General features: G+C 69.2%; 17 protein-coding genes and 2 pseudogenes. 9 read left to right on the top strand and 10 right to left on the bottom strand.

Going from position 1 to position 17479, the window contains the following annotated elements; all coding sequences use genetic code 11:
* Positions 1 to 366: 366 nt before the first annotated feature.
* The 4 genes and pseudogenes from ACFWN1_RS22980 to ACFWN1_RS22965 all read left to right on the top strand — a co-directional run bounded on the left by ACFWN1_RS22980 (position 367) and on the right by ACFWN1_RS22965 (position 2851).
* On the top strand, positions 367 to 558 hold the full coding sequence (locus tag ACFWN1_RS22980; protein ID WP_384364936.1) for a hypothetical protein: 192 nt from the start codon (positions 367 to 369) through the stop codon (positions 556 to 558).
* Positions 542 to 1066 carry a DUF6879 family protein gene (locus ACFWN1_RS22975; RefSeq protein WP_384364933.1) on the top strand — a complete coding sequence of 175 codons (525 nt, stop codon included), beginning with the start codon at positions 542 to 544 and terminating at the stop codon, positions 1064 to 1066. The genes ACFWN1_RS22980 and ACFWN1_RS22975 overlap by 17 nt, the downstream gene beginning before the upstream one ends.
* A pseudogene (locus tag ACFWN1_RS22970) lies at positions 1063 to 1887 on the top strand (helix-turn-helix domain-containing protein); the annotation flags it as partial. The gene ACFWN1_RS22975 and the pseudogene ACFWN1_RS22970, both read left to right, overlap by 4 nt.
* Positions 1888 to 2641: 754 nt before the next feature.
* Positions 2642 to 2851, top strand: a complete 210-nt coding sequence (locus ACFWN1_RS22965; RefSeq protein ID WP_384364930.1) for a DUF397 domain-containing protein — start codon at positions 2642 to 2644, stop codon at positions 2849 to 2851.
* Between the two features lie 1185 nt (positions 2852 to 4036).
* On the opposite strand, the gene ACFWN1_RS22960 is transcribed toward ACFWN1_RS22965, so the two are convergent.
* On the bottom strand, positions 4037 to 5143 hold the full coding sequence (locus tag ACFWN1_RS22960; protein WP_384364939.1) for an acyl-CoA dehydrogenase family protein: 1107 nt from the start codon (positions 5141 to 5143) through the stop codon (positions 4037 to 4039).
* A gap of 242 nt (positions 5144 to 5385) precedes the next feature.
* Here ACFWN1_RS22960 and ACFWN1_RS22955 point away from each other — a divergent pair, with 242 nt between their 5' ends.
* The gene (locus ACFWN1_RS22955) at positions 5386 to 6729 is read left to right on the top strand and encodes a UDP-glucose dehydrogenase family protein (RefSeq protein WP_384364927.1); all 1344 of its coding nucleotides are present in this window, start codon (positions 5386 to 5388) and stop codon (positions 6727 to 6729) included.
* Positions 6730 to 6838: 109 nt separating this feature from the next.
* Here the strand turns inward: ACFWN1_RS22955 and ACFWN1_RS22950 are convergent, their stop codons facing one another.
* On the bottom strand, positions 6839 to 7345 hold the full coding sequence (locus ACFWN1_RS22950; protein WP_384364924.1) for a CGNR zinc finger domain-containing protein: 507 nt from the start codon (positions 7343 to 7345) through the stop codon (positions 6839 to 6841).
* 82 nt (positions 7346 to 7427) lie between these two features.
* On the opposite strand from ACFWN1_RS22950, the gene ACFWN1_RS22945 reads away from it, so the two are divergent.
* Positions 7428 to 7787 carry a VOC family protein gene (locus ACFWN1_RS22945; protein ID WP_384364921.1) on the top strand — a complete coding sequence of 120 codons (360 nt, stop codon included), beginning with the start codon at positions 7428 to 7430 and terminating at the stop codon, positions 7785 to 7787.
* Positions 7788 to 7800: 13 nt separating this feature from the next.
* On the opposite strand, the gene ACFWN1_RS22940 is transcribed toward ACFWN1_RS22945, so the two are convergent.
* The 3 genes and pseudogenes from ACFWN1_RS22940 to ACFWN1_RS22930 form a co-directional block, all read right to left on the bottom strand.
* Positions 7801 to 8061, bottom strand: a complete 261-nt coding sequence (locus ACFWN1_RS22940; RefSeq protein WP_384364918.1) for a Txe/YoeB family addiction module toxin — start codon at positions 8059 to 8061, stop codon at positions 7801 to 7803.
* Positions 8058 to 8324: pseudogene (locus ACFWN1_RS22935) on the bottom strand (type II toxin-antitoxin system Phd/YefM family antitoxin); the annotation flags it as partial. The pseudogene ACFWN1_RS22935 and the gene ACFWN1_RS22940, both read right to left, overlap by 4 nt.
* 89 nt (positions 8325 to 8413) lie before the next feature.
* Positions 8414 to 8773 carry a MerR family transcriptional regulator gene (locus ACFWN1_RS22930; RefSeq protein WP_384364915.1) on the bottom strand — a complete coding sequence of 120 codons (360 nt, stop codon included), beginning with the start codon at positions 8771 to 8773 and terminating at the stop codon, positions 8414 to 8416.
* 55 nt (positions 8774 to 8828) lie between these two features.
* Between ACFWN1_RS22930 and ACFWN1_RS22925 the strand changes: the two genes are divergently transcribed.
* The gene (locus tag ACFWN1_RS22925; RefSeq protein ID WP_384364912.1) at positions 8829 to 9902 is read left to right on the top strand and encodes an alkene reductase; all 1074 of its coding nucleotides are present in this window, start codon (positions 8829 to 8831) and stop codon (positions 9900 to 9902) included.
* Here the strand turns inward: ACFWN1_RS22925 and ACFWN1_RS22920 are convergent.
* Genes ACFWN1_RS22920 through ACFWN1_RS22910 form a run of 3 tightly spaced genes read right to left on the bottom strand, consistent with a single transcriptional unit; the run spans position 9899 to position 12753 of the window.
* Complete coding sequence (locus ACFWN1_RS22920) at positions 9899 to 11089, bottom strand: dipeptidase (protein WP_384364909.1); 1191 nt, start codon at positions 11087 to 11089, stop codon at positions 9899 to 9901. The two genes, ACFWN1_RS22925 and ACFWN1_RS22920, sit on opposite strands and share 4 nt — an antisense overlap.
* A 6-nt stretch (positions 11090 to 11095) precedes the next feature.
* Positions 11096 to 11617 carry a 5-(carboxyamino)imidazole ribonucleotide mutase gene (gene purE / locus ACFWN1_RS22915; protein WP_384364906.1) on the bottom strand — a complete coding sequence of 174 codons (522 nt, stop codon included), beginning with the start codon at positions 11615 to 11617 and terminating at the stop codon, positions 11096 to 11098.
* The gene (locus ACFWN1_RS22910) at positions 11614 to 12753 is read right to left on the bottom strand and encodes a 5-(carboxyamino)imidazole ribonucleotide synthase (protein ID WP_384364903.1); all 1140 of its coding nucleotides are present in this window, start codon (positions 12751 to 12753) and stop codon (positions 11614 to 11616) included. The genes purE and ACFWN1_RS22910 overlap by 4 nt, the downstream gene beginning before the upstream one ends.
* A 206-nt stretch (positions 12754 to 12959) precedes the next feature.
* On the opposite strand from ACFWN1_RS22910, the gene ACFWN1_RS22905 reads away from it, so the two are divergent.
* Positions 12960 to 13445 (top strand): GtrA family protein, encoded by a 486-nt coding sequence (locus ACFWN1_RS22905; RefSeq protein ID WP_384364900.1) that lies wholly within the window; start codon positions 12960 to 12962, stop codon positions 13443 to 13445.
* Here ACFWN1_RS22905 and ACFWN1_RS22900 read toward each other — a convergent pair.
* Both ACFWN1_RS22900 and ACFWN1_RS22895 read right to left on the bottom strand, forming a co-directional pair.
* Positions 13442 to 14716, bottom strand: a complete 1275-nt coding sequence (locus ACFWN1_RS22900; protein WP_384364897.1) for an ATP-binding protein — start codon at positions 14714 to 14716, stop codon at positions 13442 to 13444. The two genes, ACFWN1_RS22905 and ACFWN1_RS22900, sit on opposite strands and share 4 nt — an antisense overlap.
* 56 nt (positions 14717 to 14772) lie before the next feature.
* Entirely contained in the window at positions 14773 to 15450 is a 678-nt protein-coding gene (locus ACFWN1_RS22895; protein WP_384364894.1) for a response regulator transcription factor, read from the bottom strand.
* A 492-nt stretch (positions 15451 to 15942) separates the two neighbouring features.
* Between ACFWN1_RS22895 and ACFWN1_RS22890 the strand changes: the two genes are divergently transcribed.
* Positions 15943 to 17448: a peptide MFS transporter gene (locus ACFWN1_RS22890; RefSeq protein ID WP_384364891.1), complete on the top strand. Its 1506-nt coding sequence runs from the start codon at positions 15943 to 15945 to the stop codon at positions 17446 to 17448.
* The last annotated feature ends 31 nt before the right edge of the window (positions 17449 to 17479 follow it).

Raw genomic sequence — 17479 nt, 5'->3', positions numbered from 1 at the left:
AGCGAGCGGGGGAGGCGCCTTCGGCGTACCGGCTACTTCGGCAGGTTACGGGCCATCACGATCCGCTGCACCTGGTTCGTGCCCTCGTAGATCTGGGTGCTTTACAGGCCATATGGCTCTGGCCTGCATGAATACCCCTCCCAGCGGGGCCTCCCCAGCATTTCCCCATGATCGTCAACTGTCTTCGCAGGCAGGAGGCGCACTGGAGGCACCACCACCACTCGCGCCGCATACGAGCAGGCCAGGCGCAGATGACGCGGTTTCCCGTTCTGTCAACCGTGATCGCTTGACCCGTGCCTCACCCGCCGGGAGCATCAACCCAGATGCGAGGCACTGACAGCGGTACGGGAGAGGGAAACCCAGACCATGAAGGTCACCAAGCTGGTCAGCACGTGCGACATCAAGGACTGCCCGACGATCTACGCCACGGATCGTGGCACCTTCCTGGTACAGGGTGGGACACCGACCGACCACGGGCTTCGGATTCCCGCCCACGAAACTCTGGTCGAAATCCCTGTGGAACTGATCCAGAAGGCCATCCGTGACAACCTCGTCTAGGACCCTCGGCGACCTCTTCGACGCGTTCGAGCGCGAGGCATTCCGGCTGGAGACCCTGGACGACTACAGCAGGTCCGGGAGCGTCGATGCCTACCAGGCATTCTTGGCCGGAGAGCCACAGCCGGACGACTACAACGCGGGATGGGTCAAAGAACTACGCTCGCACACCGAGAAGGGGAAGCGGGTGTATCGGGTCCATATCCTGTCCCGCCCGCTGACGGACTATCTCAGGTTCGAACTCGGCTGGGGCTACCACAAGAACGTGAGCGGGGGCGAAGAGTTCTTCATCCTCGACATCACCAACGAATCCAATCCCTTGGAGAACGTTCCAGATTTCTGGTTCTTCGACTCCGAATCCGTAGCCGTGATGAACTACGACGGAGACGGAAAATACCTGGGTTCGGAAGTGCTACCGCCGGAACGAACAGCAGAATTCGTGCGGTACCGTGACGCGGCACTCGCGCACGCGGAGCCGTTCACCGAATGGTGGGCCAAGTACAGGGTGTGAACAGAGCACAGCTTGGAGCCGCGCTGCGGGCGCTGCGAGTGGCATCCGGCAAGGAGGCCAAAGCGGTGGCCCGCAGCGCCCTCATGTCTCCATCCAAGCTGTCCAAGATCGAGAATGCGAAGCTGGCACCCAGCGCCACGGACGTAGAGCGCATCCTGACCGCCATCGGCGTCTCGGACGAGGCCAAGGCGGAGTACACGGAGGCCGCACGCGCGTCAGCGACAGAGGCTACGGCGTGGCGCCTGCTCAAGCGGATCGGGGTCCACAAGGGTCAGCAGGCCGCCAAGGCCCTGGAAGCCCAGATGTCTGTACTGCGGCTGTTTCAACCCGCGCTTGTTCCGGGCCTGCTCCAGACTCCCGAGTACATCCGGGCCATTCTGCAACGCCACAATCTGAGTGAAGACGCACTCACGCGAACGATCAACGGGCGACTCGGACGGCAAGCGGTTCTCTACGACAACACAAGATCGCTTCGCTTCGTCATCACCGAACCTGTTCTGCGCTGGCGCATCGTGCGACCGCAGATGATGGCTGCTCAGCTTGATCGCATCGTCTCTGTTTCACGGCTCTCCCACGTGGACATCCGGATAGTCCCTCTGCGGGTTCAGCAACACGACATCGCAAATCATGCCTTCGTAATCCGTGACGACCGCATGGTGACCGTTGAAACCGTCCATGCCGAAGTCGTCGTTACGGACCCGCGAGATGTGAGTCTTTACGTTGATAAGTTCGAAGGATTTGAGCGGGCTGCGCTGGCCGGTGACGAAATGCGGGACCTGATCGAGGGTATCCGCAACGACTTTTTGCGGGAACAGGAAACAGGCTGGAAGCTCAGCCCTGGAACTCAGAAGATGAGCGCCATGGTGAGCGACAGCAGGGCGCATGGGACCGAAGAGGCTGATCACCTGGGCAGCAGTGAAGCCCGACAGTTCCTCTCACGTCTCTCCGGAGCTTTCGGCGTAGATGATGTGCTCACGGTCCAGAAGAGCAACCACGGCCCCGGAGGAGCGGATCTGGCACCCGACTCGGCCTTGCGCTGGCCCCGGTGCGAGTGCGGCAGTCCGAAGTGCCCTGACTACAAGGCTCCGTCGAGCGGGCCGACAGAGGGACTGAGTGGCAAGGTCGCTGAGGCCGACGCGAGGAGCCGCAGGGGTGGGCTGTGAGCCCACGGCAGCCCGTCCGGCCCGGAAGCCTGAACGCAAAGAGCCGTCACAGCCCAAGGTCACGGGACCGCTACCGCCACAGACCTACTGCGAAGTGTGCACCGGTCACCGCACGATCTGGTGTCCGGACTGCGGCGGATTTGCCGGCTGTACCACCTGCCATCACACGTTCGAGGTCCCGTGCCCGGTCTGTGCTGGCGGGGAGCTGGAACCGATCAGGTGGTGACCCCGCCCCCCATTCTCCGTCCCTGCCGGATGTGCCGAACTGGGCTCCCTCGTGCCCAGTCGGGAACCTTGGCAGGGGCGGGCAAGTCCCCGCCCGGTTGCTTCGCCAACCACGTGAAGAAGGACCGGTAGGCAACCGGGCGGGTCGCAAGTGCAGTGCACCACTCCCACAGAGAGAGGCACCCGCATGACCGCAGCCCCTGACTTCGAGTTCCGCACGTCCAGTGCGTGCCAGTACAACAACAACGACCCCCGCTGTGTCGAGGTGGCCACCAACGTCCCCGGCAAGGTGGCGGTCCGTAGCACCGTGTCCGGCCGGGTGGTCGAGTTCACGGCCGACGAGTGGACCGACTTCCTGAGCGGTGCCAAGCTGGGGGAGTTCGACGTAGCCGCATAGGAGAGCCAGCATGCAGTGTCCACAGTGCGGCGGTAGCGCGGAGCCTGACCCGGAACACTCGGGGGTGATGTGCTGCATGGTGTGCTGGGACGTGTGGACGCTGCCGACTGAGCGGCACTGTCCCGGTTTCCGGCCGACGCTCATGTCTGCACTGCGGACGCTGGACTCGTACCGGGAACTACGACGCTGAGCACGCAAAGGAACGCCCCCGCCAGTAAGCGGGGGCGTTCTTGGGTTTGTTCGAGCACGCAGAGCAGTGCGCGGAAGGGATTCGTGTCCCCGAGCGGTTCCGACCGCTTCGGTTCGGGCACAGGCTTCGGGCCTGCTTGGGGGCAGGGCGGTAAGCGTCCAGGCTCACGACGCTTGCGCGGTGCTGCTCACGCTCCGCGCTGGCCGGCGCTGCTTCTGAGTGACGGGAAGTGTCTCGGTTCTCGTTGCTGTCCGTGCTGGCCGGCTGCGGCACGGAGTCACCAGAACTGTCACCGCGGATTGTGAAAACGGTGGCCGGTCGGCCGGACTTCCCCGACCGTTCCACGGTCACGATGATTCCGGACAGTTCCTTGACCTCAGCGGCCGTCGCCCCAACGAACGGGAGAACCTGAGAGGACGTAGCCCGACCGCCATGCATCTCGACCGGGCCCGCACCTTGTCCTCAAGGCTGAGCGGCTGACGCTTCACCTTCGGAGAGGCAGCCCATCCAACAGGGGCACCGACCTCAGCAGGAAGGTAAGGATTCTGTTGTACGAGCCACCCGCCGCTTCGGACTCGCCCACGTATTTGGCCCAGTCAGAGGGCGTGACGTGGCAGTGCAGGACCATGGCAGGGTCGCGTACTTCCTGCGCCACATCCTTGACCACGGCGTATGGGGGCCGGAGCGGCTTCTCTTCCCCAACGTGACGCGGACCGGCTACCTCTACGCGGCCGTCATCGCAACGAAGTTGACGCCCGGCGCCGACGACCCGGCGGACGAGTCTGGAGTCGCCCGATCCGCGTACGACAACAGCCCCCGGCATCGCGCCGGGGGCTGTGTTGTCTGTGCAGGTCAGCGGCCGTTTTCAGCCCGGCATCTACCCAGGGTTCCCCCAGCATGACGCCCAGGAACGGCCCCGATCGGGCCGCAACGGACAGAAAGCCAAGGGTGTCCCTGCGGACCCTCGAAAAAGCTTCTGACCTGCAAAAACCCCGCTACGGAAGGTTCCTTGCCATCACGATCCGCTGCACCTGGTTCGTGCCCTCGTAGATCTGGGTGATCTTGGCGTCGCGCATCATGCGCTCGACCGGGTAGTCACGGGTGTAGCCGTAGCCGCCGAGGAGCTGGACGGCGTCGGTGGTGACCTCCATCGCCACGTCCGAGGCGAAGCACTTGGCGGCCGCGCCCTGGAAGGTGAGGTCGGCGTCGCCGCGCTCGGAGGCGGCCGCGGCCTGGTAGGTCAGGGCGCGGGCGGCGGCGATCTTCATCGCCATGTCGGCCAGCATGAACTGGATGCCCTGGAAGTCGGCGATCGGCTTGCCGAACTGCTTGCGCTCCTGGACATAGCCCTTGGCGTAGTCCAGGGCGCCCTGGGCGACACCGAGGGCCTGGGCGGCGATGGTGATGCGGGTGTGGTCCAGCGTCTTCATCGCGGTGGCGAAGCCGGTGCCCTCCTCGCCGATCATGCGGTCGGCGGGGATGCGCACGTTGTCGAGGTAGACCTCGCGGGTCGGGGAGCCCTTGATGCCGAGCTTCTTCTCCGGGGCGCCGAAGGAGACACCCTCGTCCGACTTCTCGACCACGAAGGCGGAGATGCCCTTGGAGCGCTTGGTCGGGTCGGTGACCGCCATCACCGTGTAGTACTCGGAGACACCCGCGTTGGTGATCCAGCGCTTCACGCCGTCGAGCACCCAGAAGTCGCCGTCACGGACCGCCCTGGTCTTCATGCCGACCGCGTCGGAACCGGCGTCCGGCTCGGAGAGGCAGTACGAGAACATCGCGTCGCCCTTGGCGAGCGGGCCCAGGTACTTCTTCTTCAGCTCCTCGGAACCGGACAGGATCACCGGAAGGGAGCCGAGCTTGTTCACGGCCGGGATCAGGGAGGAGGACACGCAGGCGCGGGCCACCTCCTCGATCACGATGACCGTGGCGAGCGCGTCGGCGCCCGCACCGCCGAACACCTCCGGGACGTGCACCGCGTGCAGGTCGCCCGCGACCAGCGCGTCCAGCGCCTCCTGCGGGAAGCGGGCCTCCTCGTCCACGGCGGCGGCGAACGGCGCGATCTTCGCCTCGACCAGCGAGCGGACGCTGTCGCGGAGCATGTCGTGCTCCTCCAACGGGCGGTACAGGTCGAAGTCAGCCGATCCGGCCACGGTCACTCACGCTCCAAAGACGCTGTGATACTGACGCTAATTACCGTTAAGTAACTGAAAGTTTAGAGCGCCGCTCCCGGCCCGCATAGGTGAGCTTGGCGACAGCGGGAGATTTCCCCCGGACGAGACAGCCCCCTGGGCGCGACTATGCTCGGGGGCCGCATCATCGACGTACCCCGGCTGGAGCACCCATGAGCCTCAAGATCACCGTGATCGGCACCGGCTATCTCGGCGCCACGCACGCCGCGGCCATGGCCGAACTCGGCTTCGAGGTGCTGGGGCTCGACGTGGTCCCGGAGAAGATCGCGATGCTGGAGCGGGGCGAGACCCCGATGTACGAGCCCGGCCTGGACAAGCTGCTGCGCGCGCATGTCGCGGGCATCGAGGGCTCCACCGGCCGGCTCCGCTTCACCACCGACTTCGCCGAGGCCGCGGACTTCGGTGACGTGCACTTCGTCTGCGTGAACACCCCGCAGAAGCACGGCGAGTACGCCTGCGACATGAGCTACGTCGACTCCGCCATCGCCTCTCTCGCACCGCATCTGCGCCGCCCCGCCCTGGTGGTCGGCAAGTCGACGGTGCCGGTGGGCTCGGCCGACCGGCTCGCCGCCTACCTCGCCGGGCACGCGCCCGCCGGAGCCGATGCCGAGCTGGCCTGGAACCCCGAGTTCCTGCGCGAGGGCTTCGCCGTCCAGGACACCCTGCACCCGGACCGGATCGTCGTCGGCGTGCGCGGGGAGCGGGCGGAGAAGCTGCTGCGTGAGGTGTACGCGACCCCGCTCGGTGAGGGCACCCCCTTCGTGGTGACCGACTTCCCGACCGCCGAGCTGGTGAAGACGGCCGCGAACTCCTTCCTCGCCACCAAGATCTCCTTCATCAACGCGATGGCGGAGGTGTGCGAGGCCGCCGACGGGGACGTGATGAAGCTCGCTGAGGCCATCGGGCACGACGAGCGGATCGGTAAGAAGTTCCTGCGGGCCGGGATCGGCTTCGGCGGCGGCTGCCTGCCCAAGGACATCCGTGCCTTCATGGCCCGCGCCGGTGAGCTGGGCGCGGACCAGGCGCTCACCTTCCTCCGCGAGATCGACTCCGTCAACATGCGCCGGCGCGGCGCGATGGTGGAGATGGCGCGGGAGGCGCTCGGCGGGGGCGCGTTCCTCGGCAAGCGGGTCGCGGTGCTCGGCGCCACCTTCAAGCCCGACTCCGACGACGTCCGGGACTCCCCCGCGCTCAACGTGGCCGGTCAGATACACCTCCAGGGCGGCCAGGTCACGGTGTACGACCCCAAGGGCATGGCGAACGCCCGCAAGCTGTTCCCGACGCTGGGCTACGCCGAGTCGGCACGGGAGGCGGTGGAGGGCGCGGACGTGGTGCTGCATCTGACCGAGTGGCGGGAGTTCCGCGAGCTGGACCCGGCGGAGCTGGGCGAGGCCGCGGCGTCGCGGGTCGTGCTGGACGGGCGGAACGCGCTGGACCCGGTGCCGTGGCGCGAGGCGGGCTGGACGTTCCGCGCGATGGGCCGCCCGACCGCTTGACCTTTCTTCGTGTACGACGCCGGTTCGGCCGAGGCTCAGTCGGCCGAACCGGCGTCTGTGCGCATTCTGCACCACCGGGCCGGGTGGCGGCCGCGTAACCCCCCGGCTCTTACCTGTCCTTGGCCCGGTAGCGGCGCATCTTCGCGCGCGCCCCGCACACCCGCATCGAGCACCAGCGGCCCCGCCCGGCGGGGCTGCGGTCGTAGTAGGCCCAGTGGCAGTCCGGCGCCTCGCACGCCTTGAGCCGCTGCCAGGTGCCGTCGGCCAGCGCACCGGCGACGGCGGCGGCGATACGGGACGGCAGCGGGCCGGTGTCGGCGGGGGCGAGGGCTGCGGAGCCGTCGGTGTCGTCCACGACGACCAACAGGGGGGCGTGGGCGAGCAGTTCGCCGAGCGGGGTGACCGTGGCGTGCGGCGGGTGTCCCGCGTGCGCGAGGAGCACGGCGCGCAGCGACTCGCGCAGCGCGCGGGCAATGTCCAGCTCGCCGGCCCCGATCCCGAGGGCCGCACGGCCCTCCTCGGTGTCGAGCGCGTCCCGGCCGCTCTCGATGTCCAGGGTGTTCACCAGCGACTCCACCAGGGCGAGGCTGCCCGGCGCGGCCGATCTCTCACTCATGCTTGCGACGTTACCCCTCATTCGGGATCATGAGGTAACCGTTACCGGTAACCGAGCTTTACTAGTAACCAAGGAGGAAGCCATGGCTCTCGCCGAGCTGGGCGCGGTCGTCCTGGACTGTCCCGACCCCGAGGCACTGGCCGGTTTCTACGCCGCGATCCTGGGCGGCACGGTGGAGGGGGACGCCGACTGGGTGGACCTGCGCACCCCCGCCGGCCAGACCGTCGCCTTCCAGCGCGCCCCGGACCACGTCCCCCCGACCTGGCCCTCCCCCGACACCCCCCAGCAGTTCCACCTCGACCTCACGGTCCCCGATCTGGACGAAGCCGAACGGCAGATCCTCACCCTGGGCGCCAAGCCTCTGGACACCGACGCCCCCACCCGCACCTGGCGCGTCTACGCCGACCCGGCGGGGCACCCGTTCTGCCTCTGCGCCTGCTGAACCCCTCGGAGGGTCAGCTGTAGTGGTACCGGGCTTTGACGATCTTCACTTCCTTGTCGTCGGCCCGGTACACCAGCCGGTGCTCGTCATCGATCCGACGGGACCAGTAGCCGGACAGATCGGCCTTGAGCGGCTCCGGCTTGCCGATGCCGATGAAAGGGTCCCGCTGGATCTCCGCGATGAGCCGGGTGATCCGGCGCGCCATCCGACGGTCGGCGGCAAGCCGGAAGAGGAAGTCCTCCCATGCGTCCGGATCGAAGTGGACACTCCTCACCCCTCACCCGCCAGCTCACGCAGTTCGTCCAGCGACTTGGTGACGGCGCCGGCCGCCGCCTTGTCGCGGGCGACCGCCTCCATCAGGCGCCGGGCGTTGGCGGGTGAACGCAGCAGGTACACCGTCTCCTGCCAGGACTCGTAGTCCTCGGCGGACATCAGGACGGCGTCCCCACCCCGCGAACTGATACGTACCGGCTCGTGATCGTCGTTGACGCGCTTGATCAGGGGGTACAGATCCCGACGTGCCTCACTGGCGCTTAGGTCATGGTCCGTCGTCCTTCCCTGGTGGTACCGGGAACCGGTACTCCGTACGTACCACTTTCCGTTACCAGGCCGCACCGTGCAGCACATCACTCGCCCCCCGCCGCCTCGATGACCTCGTCCAGGGTGTCTCTGGTGCGGTGGAGGTCGGTGATGAGGCGGTCTATGCGGAGGCGTTCCTCGGTGAGGTCGGCGAGGAGGCGGGGGGTGGCCTGGGCGGAGGGGCCGCCGTCCTGGTCGCGCATGCAGGGAAGGAGGTGGCGGATGCGGTCGCTGTGCAGGCCGGCCGCGTACAGCTCCTGGATGCGGACCACGCGGTCGACGGCGGCCTCCGGGAACTCCCGGTGGCCGCCCGCCGTACGCTCGGCCGCGAGCAGCCCCCGGCTCTCGTAGTAGCGCAGCGACCGCTCGCTCACGCCGGTGCGCCGGGCCAGTTCACCGATCCGCATGTGCGCCTCCCCAGGGCTTGAACCTGACATCGGTGTCAGCTTCTACGGTACGGCCATGACGGACTTCCTGGCCCCGGCCCGGCTCGGCCAACTCGCCCTCCCGCACCACCTGTTGATGGCCCCGCTCACCCGCAACCGCGCGGAGCCGGACGGCACCCCGACCCCGCTCATGGCCGACTACTACGCCCAGCGCGCCTCCGCCGGGCTCATCGTCGGCGAGGCCGCGACCCCGAACGCGGTCGGCCAGACGTACCCGGACATCGCCGCGCTGCACACCGACCGGCACACCGATGGCTGGCGCAAGGTCACCGAGGCGGTGCGGGCGGCCGGCGGGCACATGTTCCTCCAGCTCCAGCACGGCGGCCGGGTCAGCCACCCGGCGACGACGGGCCTGACCCCGGTATCGCCCTCGGCCGTCGCGCTCCCGGAGACGATCTTCACGCGGCAGGGCCGGCTGCCCGCCCCCGTGCCCCGCGCGATGACGCCCGACGACGTCCGTACCACCGTCGCCGACTTCGCCTCCGCCGCCCGGCGGGCGATCGACGCCGGGTTCGAGGGCGTGGAGGTGCACTCGGCCAACGGGCATCTGCTGCACCAGTTTCTCGCCGGGAACACCAACCGCCGCACGGACGGGTACGGGGGGCCGGTGGGGCACCGGGTGCGCTTCACCGTGGAGGTGACCGAGGCGGTGGCCGACGCGATCGGCGCCGGGCGGACGGGCCTGCGGATCTCGCCGGGCGGCACGGTCAACGGCATCCAGGAGGACGACACAGCCGCCCTGTACCCCGCGCTGCTGCACCGTCTGCGTGGCCTGGGCCTCGCCTATCTGCACGTGGTCCGCGCCGACCCCGGCGACGCGCTGTACCGGCGGCTGCGCGCCGACTGGCCCGGCACCCTGATCGGCAACCCGGTGCTGACCGACCTCACCACCGAGGCGGTCGCACGGGCGGCGCGGGAGATGCTGGCCTCCGGCGCGGACCTGGTCGCCCTGGGCCGCCCCTACATCGCCAACCCGGACCTGGTGGCCCGGCTGCGCAGCGGCGCCCCGCTCAACCCGCTCCGCGAGCGGTACCTGATGTACGTGGGCGGGGCCGACGGCTACACCGACTACCCCGCCCTCGCCGGCTAGCCGTCCAGCGACTCGATCGTCGCGTGCGACGCCGGGCGGGCGGCGCGCTGCTCGCGGGCGACGTCCTCCGCCGCGCCCAGGACCCGGACCGCGTTCTGCCAGGTCAGCTTGGCGAGGTCCGGCTCGGACCAGCCGCGCTCCAGCAGTTCCGCGATCAGGTTCGGGTAGCCGGAGACGTCGTCGAGGCCGTCCGGGGTGAAGGCGGTGCCGTCGTAGTCGCCGCCGATGCCGAGGTGGTCGATGCCGGCGACCTCGCGCATGTGGTCGAGGTGGTCGGCGACCGTGGAGACCGTGGCGACCGGGCGCGGGTGGCGCTCCTCGAACTCCCGGTGGACCTTCATGCCCTCCTCGGTGGTGTCGAGGTGGTGCAGGCCGTGCGCGCGCATGTTGTCGTCGGCGGCGGCCGTCCAGTCCACGGCGGCCTGGAGGACGAACTTCGGTACGAAGGTCACCATCGCCATGCCGCCGTTTGCGGGCAGCCGCTCCAGCACGTCGTCCGGGATGTTGCGCGGGTGGTCGCAGACGGCACGGGCGGAGGAGTGCGAGAAGATCACCGGCGCCGAGCCGGCGTCCAGCGCGTCCCGCATCGTCGTCGCCGCGACGTGGGAGAGGTCGACCAGCATGCCGAGCCGGTTCATCTCGCGCACGACCTCACGGCCGAACGCGGTCAGACCGCCGGCCTTGGGCTCGTCGGTCGCGGAGTCCGCCCAGTCCACGTTGTCGTTGTGGGTGAGCGTCATGTACCGCACGCCCAGCGCGTACAACCCCCGCAGCGTGCCGAGGGAGTTGGCGATGGAGTGGCCGCCCTCGGCACCCATCAGCGAGGCGATCCGGCCGGAGGCGCGGGCCGCCTCCATGTCGGCGGCCGTCAGCGCGGGCGCCAGCTGGTCCGGGTACCGCTCGATCAGCCGCGTCACGCAGTCGATCTGCTCCAGCGTGGCCGGCACCGCGTCGGGCAGGTCCGAACGGACGTACACCGACCAGTACTGCGCGCCGACGCCACCCTCACGCAGGCGCGGCAGGTCGGTGTGCAGATGGGCGCCCTGCGGGGCGGCGATGTCCCGCGCGGCCAGGTCGTAGGCGACCTGCTCCCGCAGCGCCCACGGCAGGTCGTTGTGCCCGTCGACCACGGGGAACTCCCGCAGCAGCGCGCGGGCTCGGTCCAGAGAGTCCGGGGAATGAGTCATCCGTGCCTACTTCCCGAACCCGAAGCCGGCCGATCCCTCGACCTTGGAGCGGAGGCGCTTGCCCTTCTCCGTGGCCTGGTCGTTCAGATCCTGCTGGAAGTCGCGCATCCGCTGGAGGAGGTCCTCGTCGTGCGCGGCGAGCATACGGGCGGCCAGGAGGCCGGCGTTGCGGGCGCCGCCGACGGAGACGGTGGCCACGGGCACGCCGGCCGGCATCTGGACGATGGAGAGCAGCGAGTCCATGCCGTCGAGGTACTTCAGCGGCACGGGCACACCGATGACCGGCAGCGGCGTCACCGAGGCGAGCATGCCGGGCAGGTGGGCGGCGCCACCGGCGCCCGCGATGATGGCCTTCAGCCCCCGGTCGGCCGCCCGCTCCCCGTACGCGACCATCTCGCGCGGCATCCGGTGCGCGGAGACGACGTCCACCTCGTAGGGGATCTCGAACTCGTCGAGGGCCTTGGCGGCGGCCTCCATGACGGGCCAGTCGGAGTCCGACCCCATGACGATGCCAACAACGGGGCTCATTCGGTGATCGTGCCCTTCAGATAGCCGGCTGCGTGACGCGCGCGCTCCAGCACGTCGTCCAGGTCATCGCCGTAGGTGTTGACGTGACCCACCTTGCGGCCGGGTTTCACGTCCTTGCCGTACATGTGGATCTTGAGCTGGGGGTCGCGGGCCATGCAGTGGAGGTACGCGGAGTACATGTCCGGGAAGTCGCCGCCGAGCACGTTGACCATGACCGTCCAGGGCGCGCGGGGGCGCGGGTCGCCGAGAGGGAGGTCGAGGACCGCGCGGACGTGGTTGGCGAACTGCGAGGTGATCGCGCCGTCCATCGACCAGTGGCCGGAGTTGTGGGGACGCATCGCCAGCTCGTTGACGAGGACACGGCCGTCGCGGGTCTCGAACAGCTCGACCGCGAGGTGCCCGACGACGCCGAGTTCCTTGGCGATGTTCAGCGCCATCTGCTCGGCGTGCAGCGCGAGGGACTCGTCCAGGTCGGGCGCGGGCGCGATCACGGTGTCGCAGACGCCGGCCACCTGCCGGGACTCCACCACCGGGTAGGCGACGGCCTGGCCGTGCGGGGAGCGTACGACGTTGGCGGCCAGTTCGCGGACGTAGTCGACCTTCTCCTCGGCCAGCACCGGCACGCCCGCCCGGAAGGGCTCGGCGGCCTCGGCCTCGGAGCCGACGACCCACACGCCCTTGCCGTCGTAGCCGCCGCGCACCGTCTTGAGGACGACGGGGAAGCCCTCGCCCTCGGCGGCGAACGCGGCCACGTCGGCCGGATCGCGCACGATGCGGTGGCGCGGGCAGGGCACGCCGATCGCCGTGAGTCTCTCGCGCATCACGCCCTTGTCCTGGGCGTGCACGAGCGCGTCGGGGCCGGGCCGGACGGGGATGCCGTCCGCCTCCAGTGCCCTGAGGTGCTCGGTCGGCACGTGCTCGTGATCGAAGGTGATCACGTCACAGCCGCGCGCGAACTCACGCAGCGTGCCGAGGTCGCGATAGTCGCCGACGACGACTTCGCTCACGACCTGCGCCGCGGAATCCTGGGGAGTGTCACTGAGGAGCTTGAACCTGATGCCCAACGGGATGCCCGCCTCGTGCGTCATACGCGCGAGCTGCCCCCCGCCGACCATGCCGACTACCGGGAACGTCACCCCCCTAGCGTATCGGCCGTACGGACCGGACCGGACGGCCGCCGTCCGTAAGCCCTCGCGCGGGGCCGGCGCGGATCTCTTACCCGCCCCTTGCCGGCTTCTTGCCGACCCGTTTCCACGACGGGGCCGGGTGCGCGGGCACGGGAGGGATCGCGTGGATAGCATGGCCGGGCCGGAAAGAACCTATGGACGGGAGCAGCACAGCCATGGAACGTCGTTCCTCGGGGCTGGAACGGCTCGCCCGTGAGGTGGCCAAGTTCGGCGCGGTCGGAGGGGCCGGGGTGCTGGTCAACCTCGGTGTGTTCAACCTGGTCCGGCACGTCTCCGACCTGCCCGTGGTGCGGGCCAGCATCATCGCCACGATCGTAGCCATCGTCTTCAACTACCTGGGTTTCCGCTACTGGACGTACCGGGACCGGGACAAGGGCGGGCGCCCGCGCGAGCTGATGCTGTTCCTGGTGTTCAGCGCCATCGGCCTGGTGATCGAGAACGGGGTGCTGTACCTCGCCACCTACGGCTTCCACTGGGACACCCAGTTGCAGAGCAACGTGTCCAAGTTCGTCGGCATCGGCGTGGCCACGCTGTTCCGCTTCTGGTCGTACCGGACCTGGGTGTTCCGCGCGCTGCCCAGCGAGGGCGGCAGGGAGCCGGTGGCCCGGCACGAGCCGGAGAACCCGGCGCGGGTCCGCTAGCGGACCGTGGGCTCCTGCCCCTTGTCGCCCTTGCCGGCGGGCGCCGTGCGGGAGAGGAACAGGCCGAAGACCGGTGGATGCGTCTGGAGCAGCTCCAGCCGTCCGCCGTCCGCCTCGGCGAGGTCGCGGGCGACGGCCAGGCCGATCCCGGTGGAGTTGCGGCCGCTGATGGTCCGCTCGAAGATCCGCGCGCCGAGGTCGGCGGGGACGCCGGGGCCCTCGTCGGTGACCTCGATCACGGCCTGGTTGCCGGTGACCCGGGTGCGCAGGGCGACGGTGCCGCCGCCGTGCATCAGCGAGTTCTCGATCAGCGCGGCCAGCACCTGCGCGACGGCGCCGGGCGTGCCGACCGCCGTCAGGTGCCGCTTGCCGGAGCTGACGACGGCCCGGCCCGCGCTGCGGTAGGCGGGGCGCCACTCGGCGAGCTGCTGCTGGATCACCTCGTCCAGGTCGAAGGTGACGGCGGAGCCGGTACGCGGGTCGCGCGAGTTGGTCAGCAGCCGCTCCACCACGTCGGTGAGCCGCTCCACCTGGGTCAGCGCGATGGTGGCCTCCTCCTTCACCGTCTCCGGCTCGTCGGTGAGGGTGATCTCCTCCAGCCGCATGGAGAGCGCCGTGAGGGGCGTACGCAGCTGGTGGGAGGCGTCGGCAGCGAGGCGCCGTTCGGCGGTCAGCATCCGCCCGATGCGCTCGGCGGAGGAGTCCAGCACATCGGCTACCCGGTCCAGCTCGGGGACGCCGTAACGCTTGTGGCGGGGGCGGGGGTCGCCGGAGCCGAGACGCTCGGCGGTCTCGGCGAGGTCGGTGAGCGGGGAGGCCAGCCGGTTGGCCTGGCGTACGGCGAGCAGGACGGCGGCGATCACGGCGAGCAGAGCGACCAGGCCGATGATCAGCAGGGTGCGGCCGACCTCGCGGGTCACGGCGGAGCGGGGCTCCTGCACGGTGACCGTCTCACCCTCCTCGCCGTACTGCGTGGAGTGGATGACGTCGCCCTGGGGCTCGGTGCCGATCTCGATCGGGGCCCGGCCGGGCATCCGGATCACCGCGTACTGGGTCTTGCTGACCGGGTTGCGCAGCACGTCGGCGTTGACGTTCTCGGCGGCGAGGATGCGGCTGTCCACGATGCTGGCCAGCCGGACCGCCTCGGAGTCGACCCGTTCCTGGGCGCTGTCGCTGATCGTCCGCGTCTCCACGATCACCAGTGAGACCCCGAACACGGCGATCACCACCAGCACGACGGCCAGCGTGGACTGAATAAGACGACGACGCACGGGTCCTCCGGGAGTACTGGGAGACCCAGTGTCCCTTGCCTTTCAGGGCGTGGGCCTCAGCTCTTCTCGAAGCGGAATCCCACACCCCGGACCGTGGCGATGTACCGGGGGTTCGCCGCGTCGTCGCCCAGCTTCTTGCGCAGCCAGGAGATGTGCATGTCGAGGGTCTTGGTGGAGGACCACCACGTCGTGTCCCAGACCTCGCGCATGAGCTGGTCCCGGGTGACGACCCGCCCCGCGTCCCGCACCAGCACCCGCAGCAGGTCGAACTCCTTGGCCGTGAGCTGGAGCTCCTCCTCGCCCATCCAGGCCCGGTGCGACTCGACGTCGATCCGCACGCCGTGCGTGGCCGCCGGCTGCTGGGGCTCCGTCGAGCCGCGCCGCAGCAGGGCCCGGACCCGGGCCAGCAGCTCGGCGAGCCGGAAGGGCTTGGTGACGTAGTCGTCGGCGCCCGCGTCGAGGCCCACGACGGTGTCGACCTCGTCGGCTCGCGCGGTCAGGATCAGGATCGGCACGGTGTGGCCGTCGGCACGCAGCCGGCGGGCGACCTCCAGGCCGTCCATGCCCGGCAGGCCCAGGTCCAGCACGACGAGATCGACACCGCCCTGGAGTCCGGCGTCGAGCGCGCGGGGGCCGTCCTCGCGCACCTCGACCTCGTAACCTTCGCGGCGCAGAGCGCGGGCCAGCGGCTCCGAGATGGACGCGTCGTCCTCGGCGAGCAGTACACGGGTCATGAGCTGATGGTAGACCGCTCGCGCGTGGGCCCGGGGTGTGGTCGGCGGCAGTGCTCTTACCTTTGTGCCCTGCTGGGACAAACCAGTGACGGTGGGATGCGATCGCGGAAGCGACCTTGGAAACAGGTCGCGCGGGTCGCCTGATCCCTGTGATCCGTGTCTCAAGTCCTTCCATATCCGGCACTGTCCTGCCGTATGGTTATCTGAGCACCTCTAGCACACCGGGGGACTTTTGGCGGGCATATGACGCCGAAAGTCTCCTTTTCTGTGCGGGCCGACTCCGATCGGCCTGCGACGAATGACCTCTGGCCGGGCTCCGTACGCAGTGACGCGTCGGAGCGTGGAACCCGGTGGTCGCCGTCCTCCGCTGTCGAGTCCTCGACGCGGCACCCCCCGAGGCGTGGGGGCGGACTCCCGACCCTGCAGGTGCCGGCCGTACCCCCACCGGGCGCGCAGCGCTCCCTCGCGCGTCCCGACCAGCAAGGAACGACCATGGCGTCCAGCCTGACGAAGGACTCGGTCCGCCCGGAGACCCCGGGTGACGGGAAGACCTTCTTCGGCCACCCCCGAGGCTTGGCCACTCTTTTCATGACCGAGATGTGGGAGCGGTTCTCCTACTACGGCATGAGGGCCCTGCTCCCGCTGTACCTGGTCGCCCCGGGCGGCCTGCACCTGAGCGCGGGCACCGCGACGGCCATCTACTCGGTGTACCTGTCGCTCGTGTACCTGCTCTCCCTGCCCGGCGGCTGGGTCGCCGACCGCCTGCTCGGTCCCCGCAGGACGGTGGCCGTCTCCGGTCTCGTCATCATGCTCGGCCACCTGTGCCTGGCGCTGCCGGTCACCGCGAGCTTCTACGTCGGCCTGGTGCTGGTCGCCATCGGCTCGGGTCTGCTGAAGGCCAACATCTCCACGATGGTCGGCCACCTGTACAGGGGCGCGGACGACCCGCGCCGTGACGGTGGCTTCACCCTCTTCTACATCGGCATCAACCTGGGCGCCTTCATCGCCCCGCTGGTCATCGGCACGGTAGGCGAGAACGTCAACTGGCACCTCGGCTTCGCGCTGGCCGCGCTCGGCATGGCGGTGGGCCTGATCCAGTACCTGCTGGGCGGACGTAACCTCGCCGAGCGGAGCGACGAGGTCCCGACCCCGCTGTCCGCCGAGGAGCGGAGGTCCACGCTGCGCAAGGGCCTGATCTGGCTCGCCGTCGCCGCGGTCTTCTACGCCCTCGTGGGCGGCACCGGTCACTTCACGCTGAACTGGGCGCTGATCCCGCTGACGGTCATCGGCCTGGTCGTCCCGATCCTGGTGATCGCCCGGATCTACCGCGACAAGGACCTGGAGCCGGCCGAGCGCTCGAAGGTCTCCGCGTACATCTGGTTCTTCGCCGCCGCCGCCGTCTTCTGGATGATCTACGACCAGGGCGGGTCCACCCTGTCGCTGTTCGCCGACAACTCGGCCGAGAACACGATCGCCGGCTGGGGCTTCCCGGTCTCCTGGTACCAGTCGGTCAACCCGATCATGATCATGGCGCTGGCCCCGGTCTTCGCCTGGATGTGGCTGTGGCTGAACCGGCGCGGCAAGGAGCCGAGCACGGTCGTGAAGTTCTCCGTCGGCCTGGCCCTGATCGGCGCGTCCTTCTTCCTCTTCCTCGCACCCCTGTCGATCGCCGAGGGCGGCCACAAGGCCGCGGCGATGTGGCTGGTGGCGATCTACTTCGTGCAGACCGTCGGTGAGCTGGCGCTGTCGCCGGTGGGCCTGTCGGTCACCACGAAGATGGCGCCGAAGAAGTACGCCTCGCAGATGATGGGCGTCTGGTTCCTCGCGGTCACCGCGGGCGACTCGGTCACCGCTCTGCTGTCGAACCCGGCCGTTGGCGGGGTGAACCTCGACAGGATGGGCTTCGTCGCCCTGGAGGCGGTCCTGGCCCTGGTGGCGGCCTTCGCGGTCTGGATGTACCGCAAGAAGGTCAAGGCCCTCATGGGCAGCGTCAACTGACCTGATCCAGCTCCGCCGGACGCACGGAGGG

The sequence above is a fragment of the Streptomyces sp. NPDC058459 genome (assembly GCF_042721685.1).
GTDB lineage: Bacteria > Actinomycetota > Actinomycetes > Streptomycetales > Streptomycetaceae > Streptomyces.
This window is presented reverse-complemented; position numbering and strand designations above follow the sequence as displayed.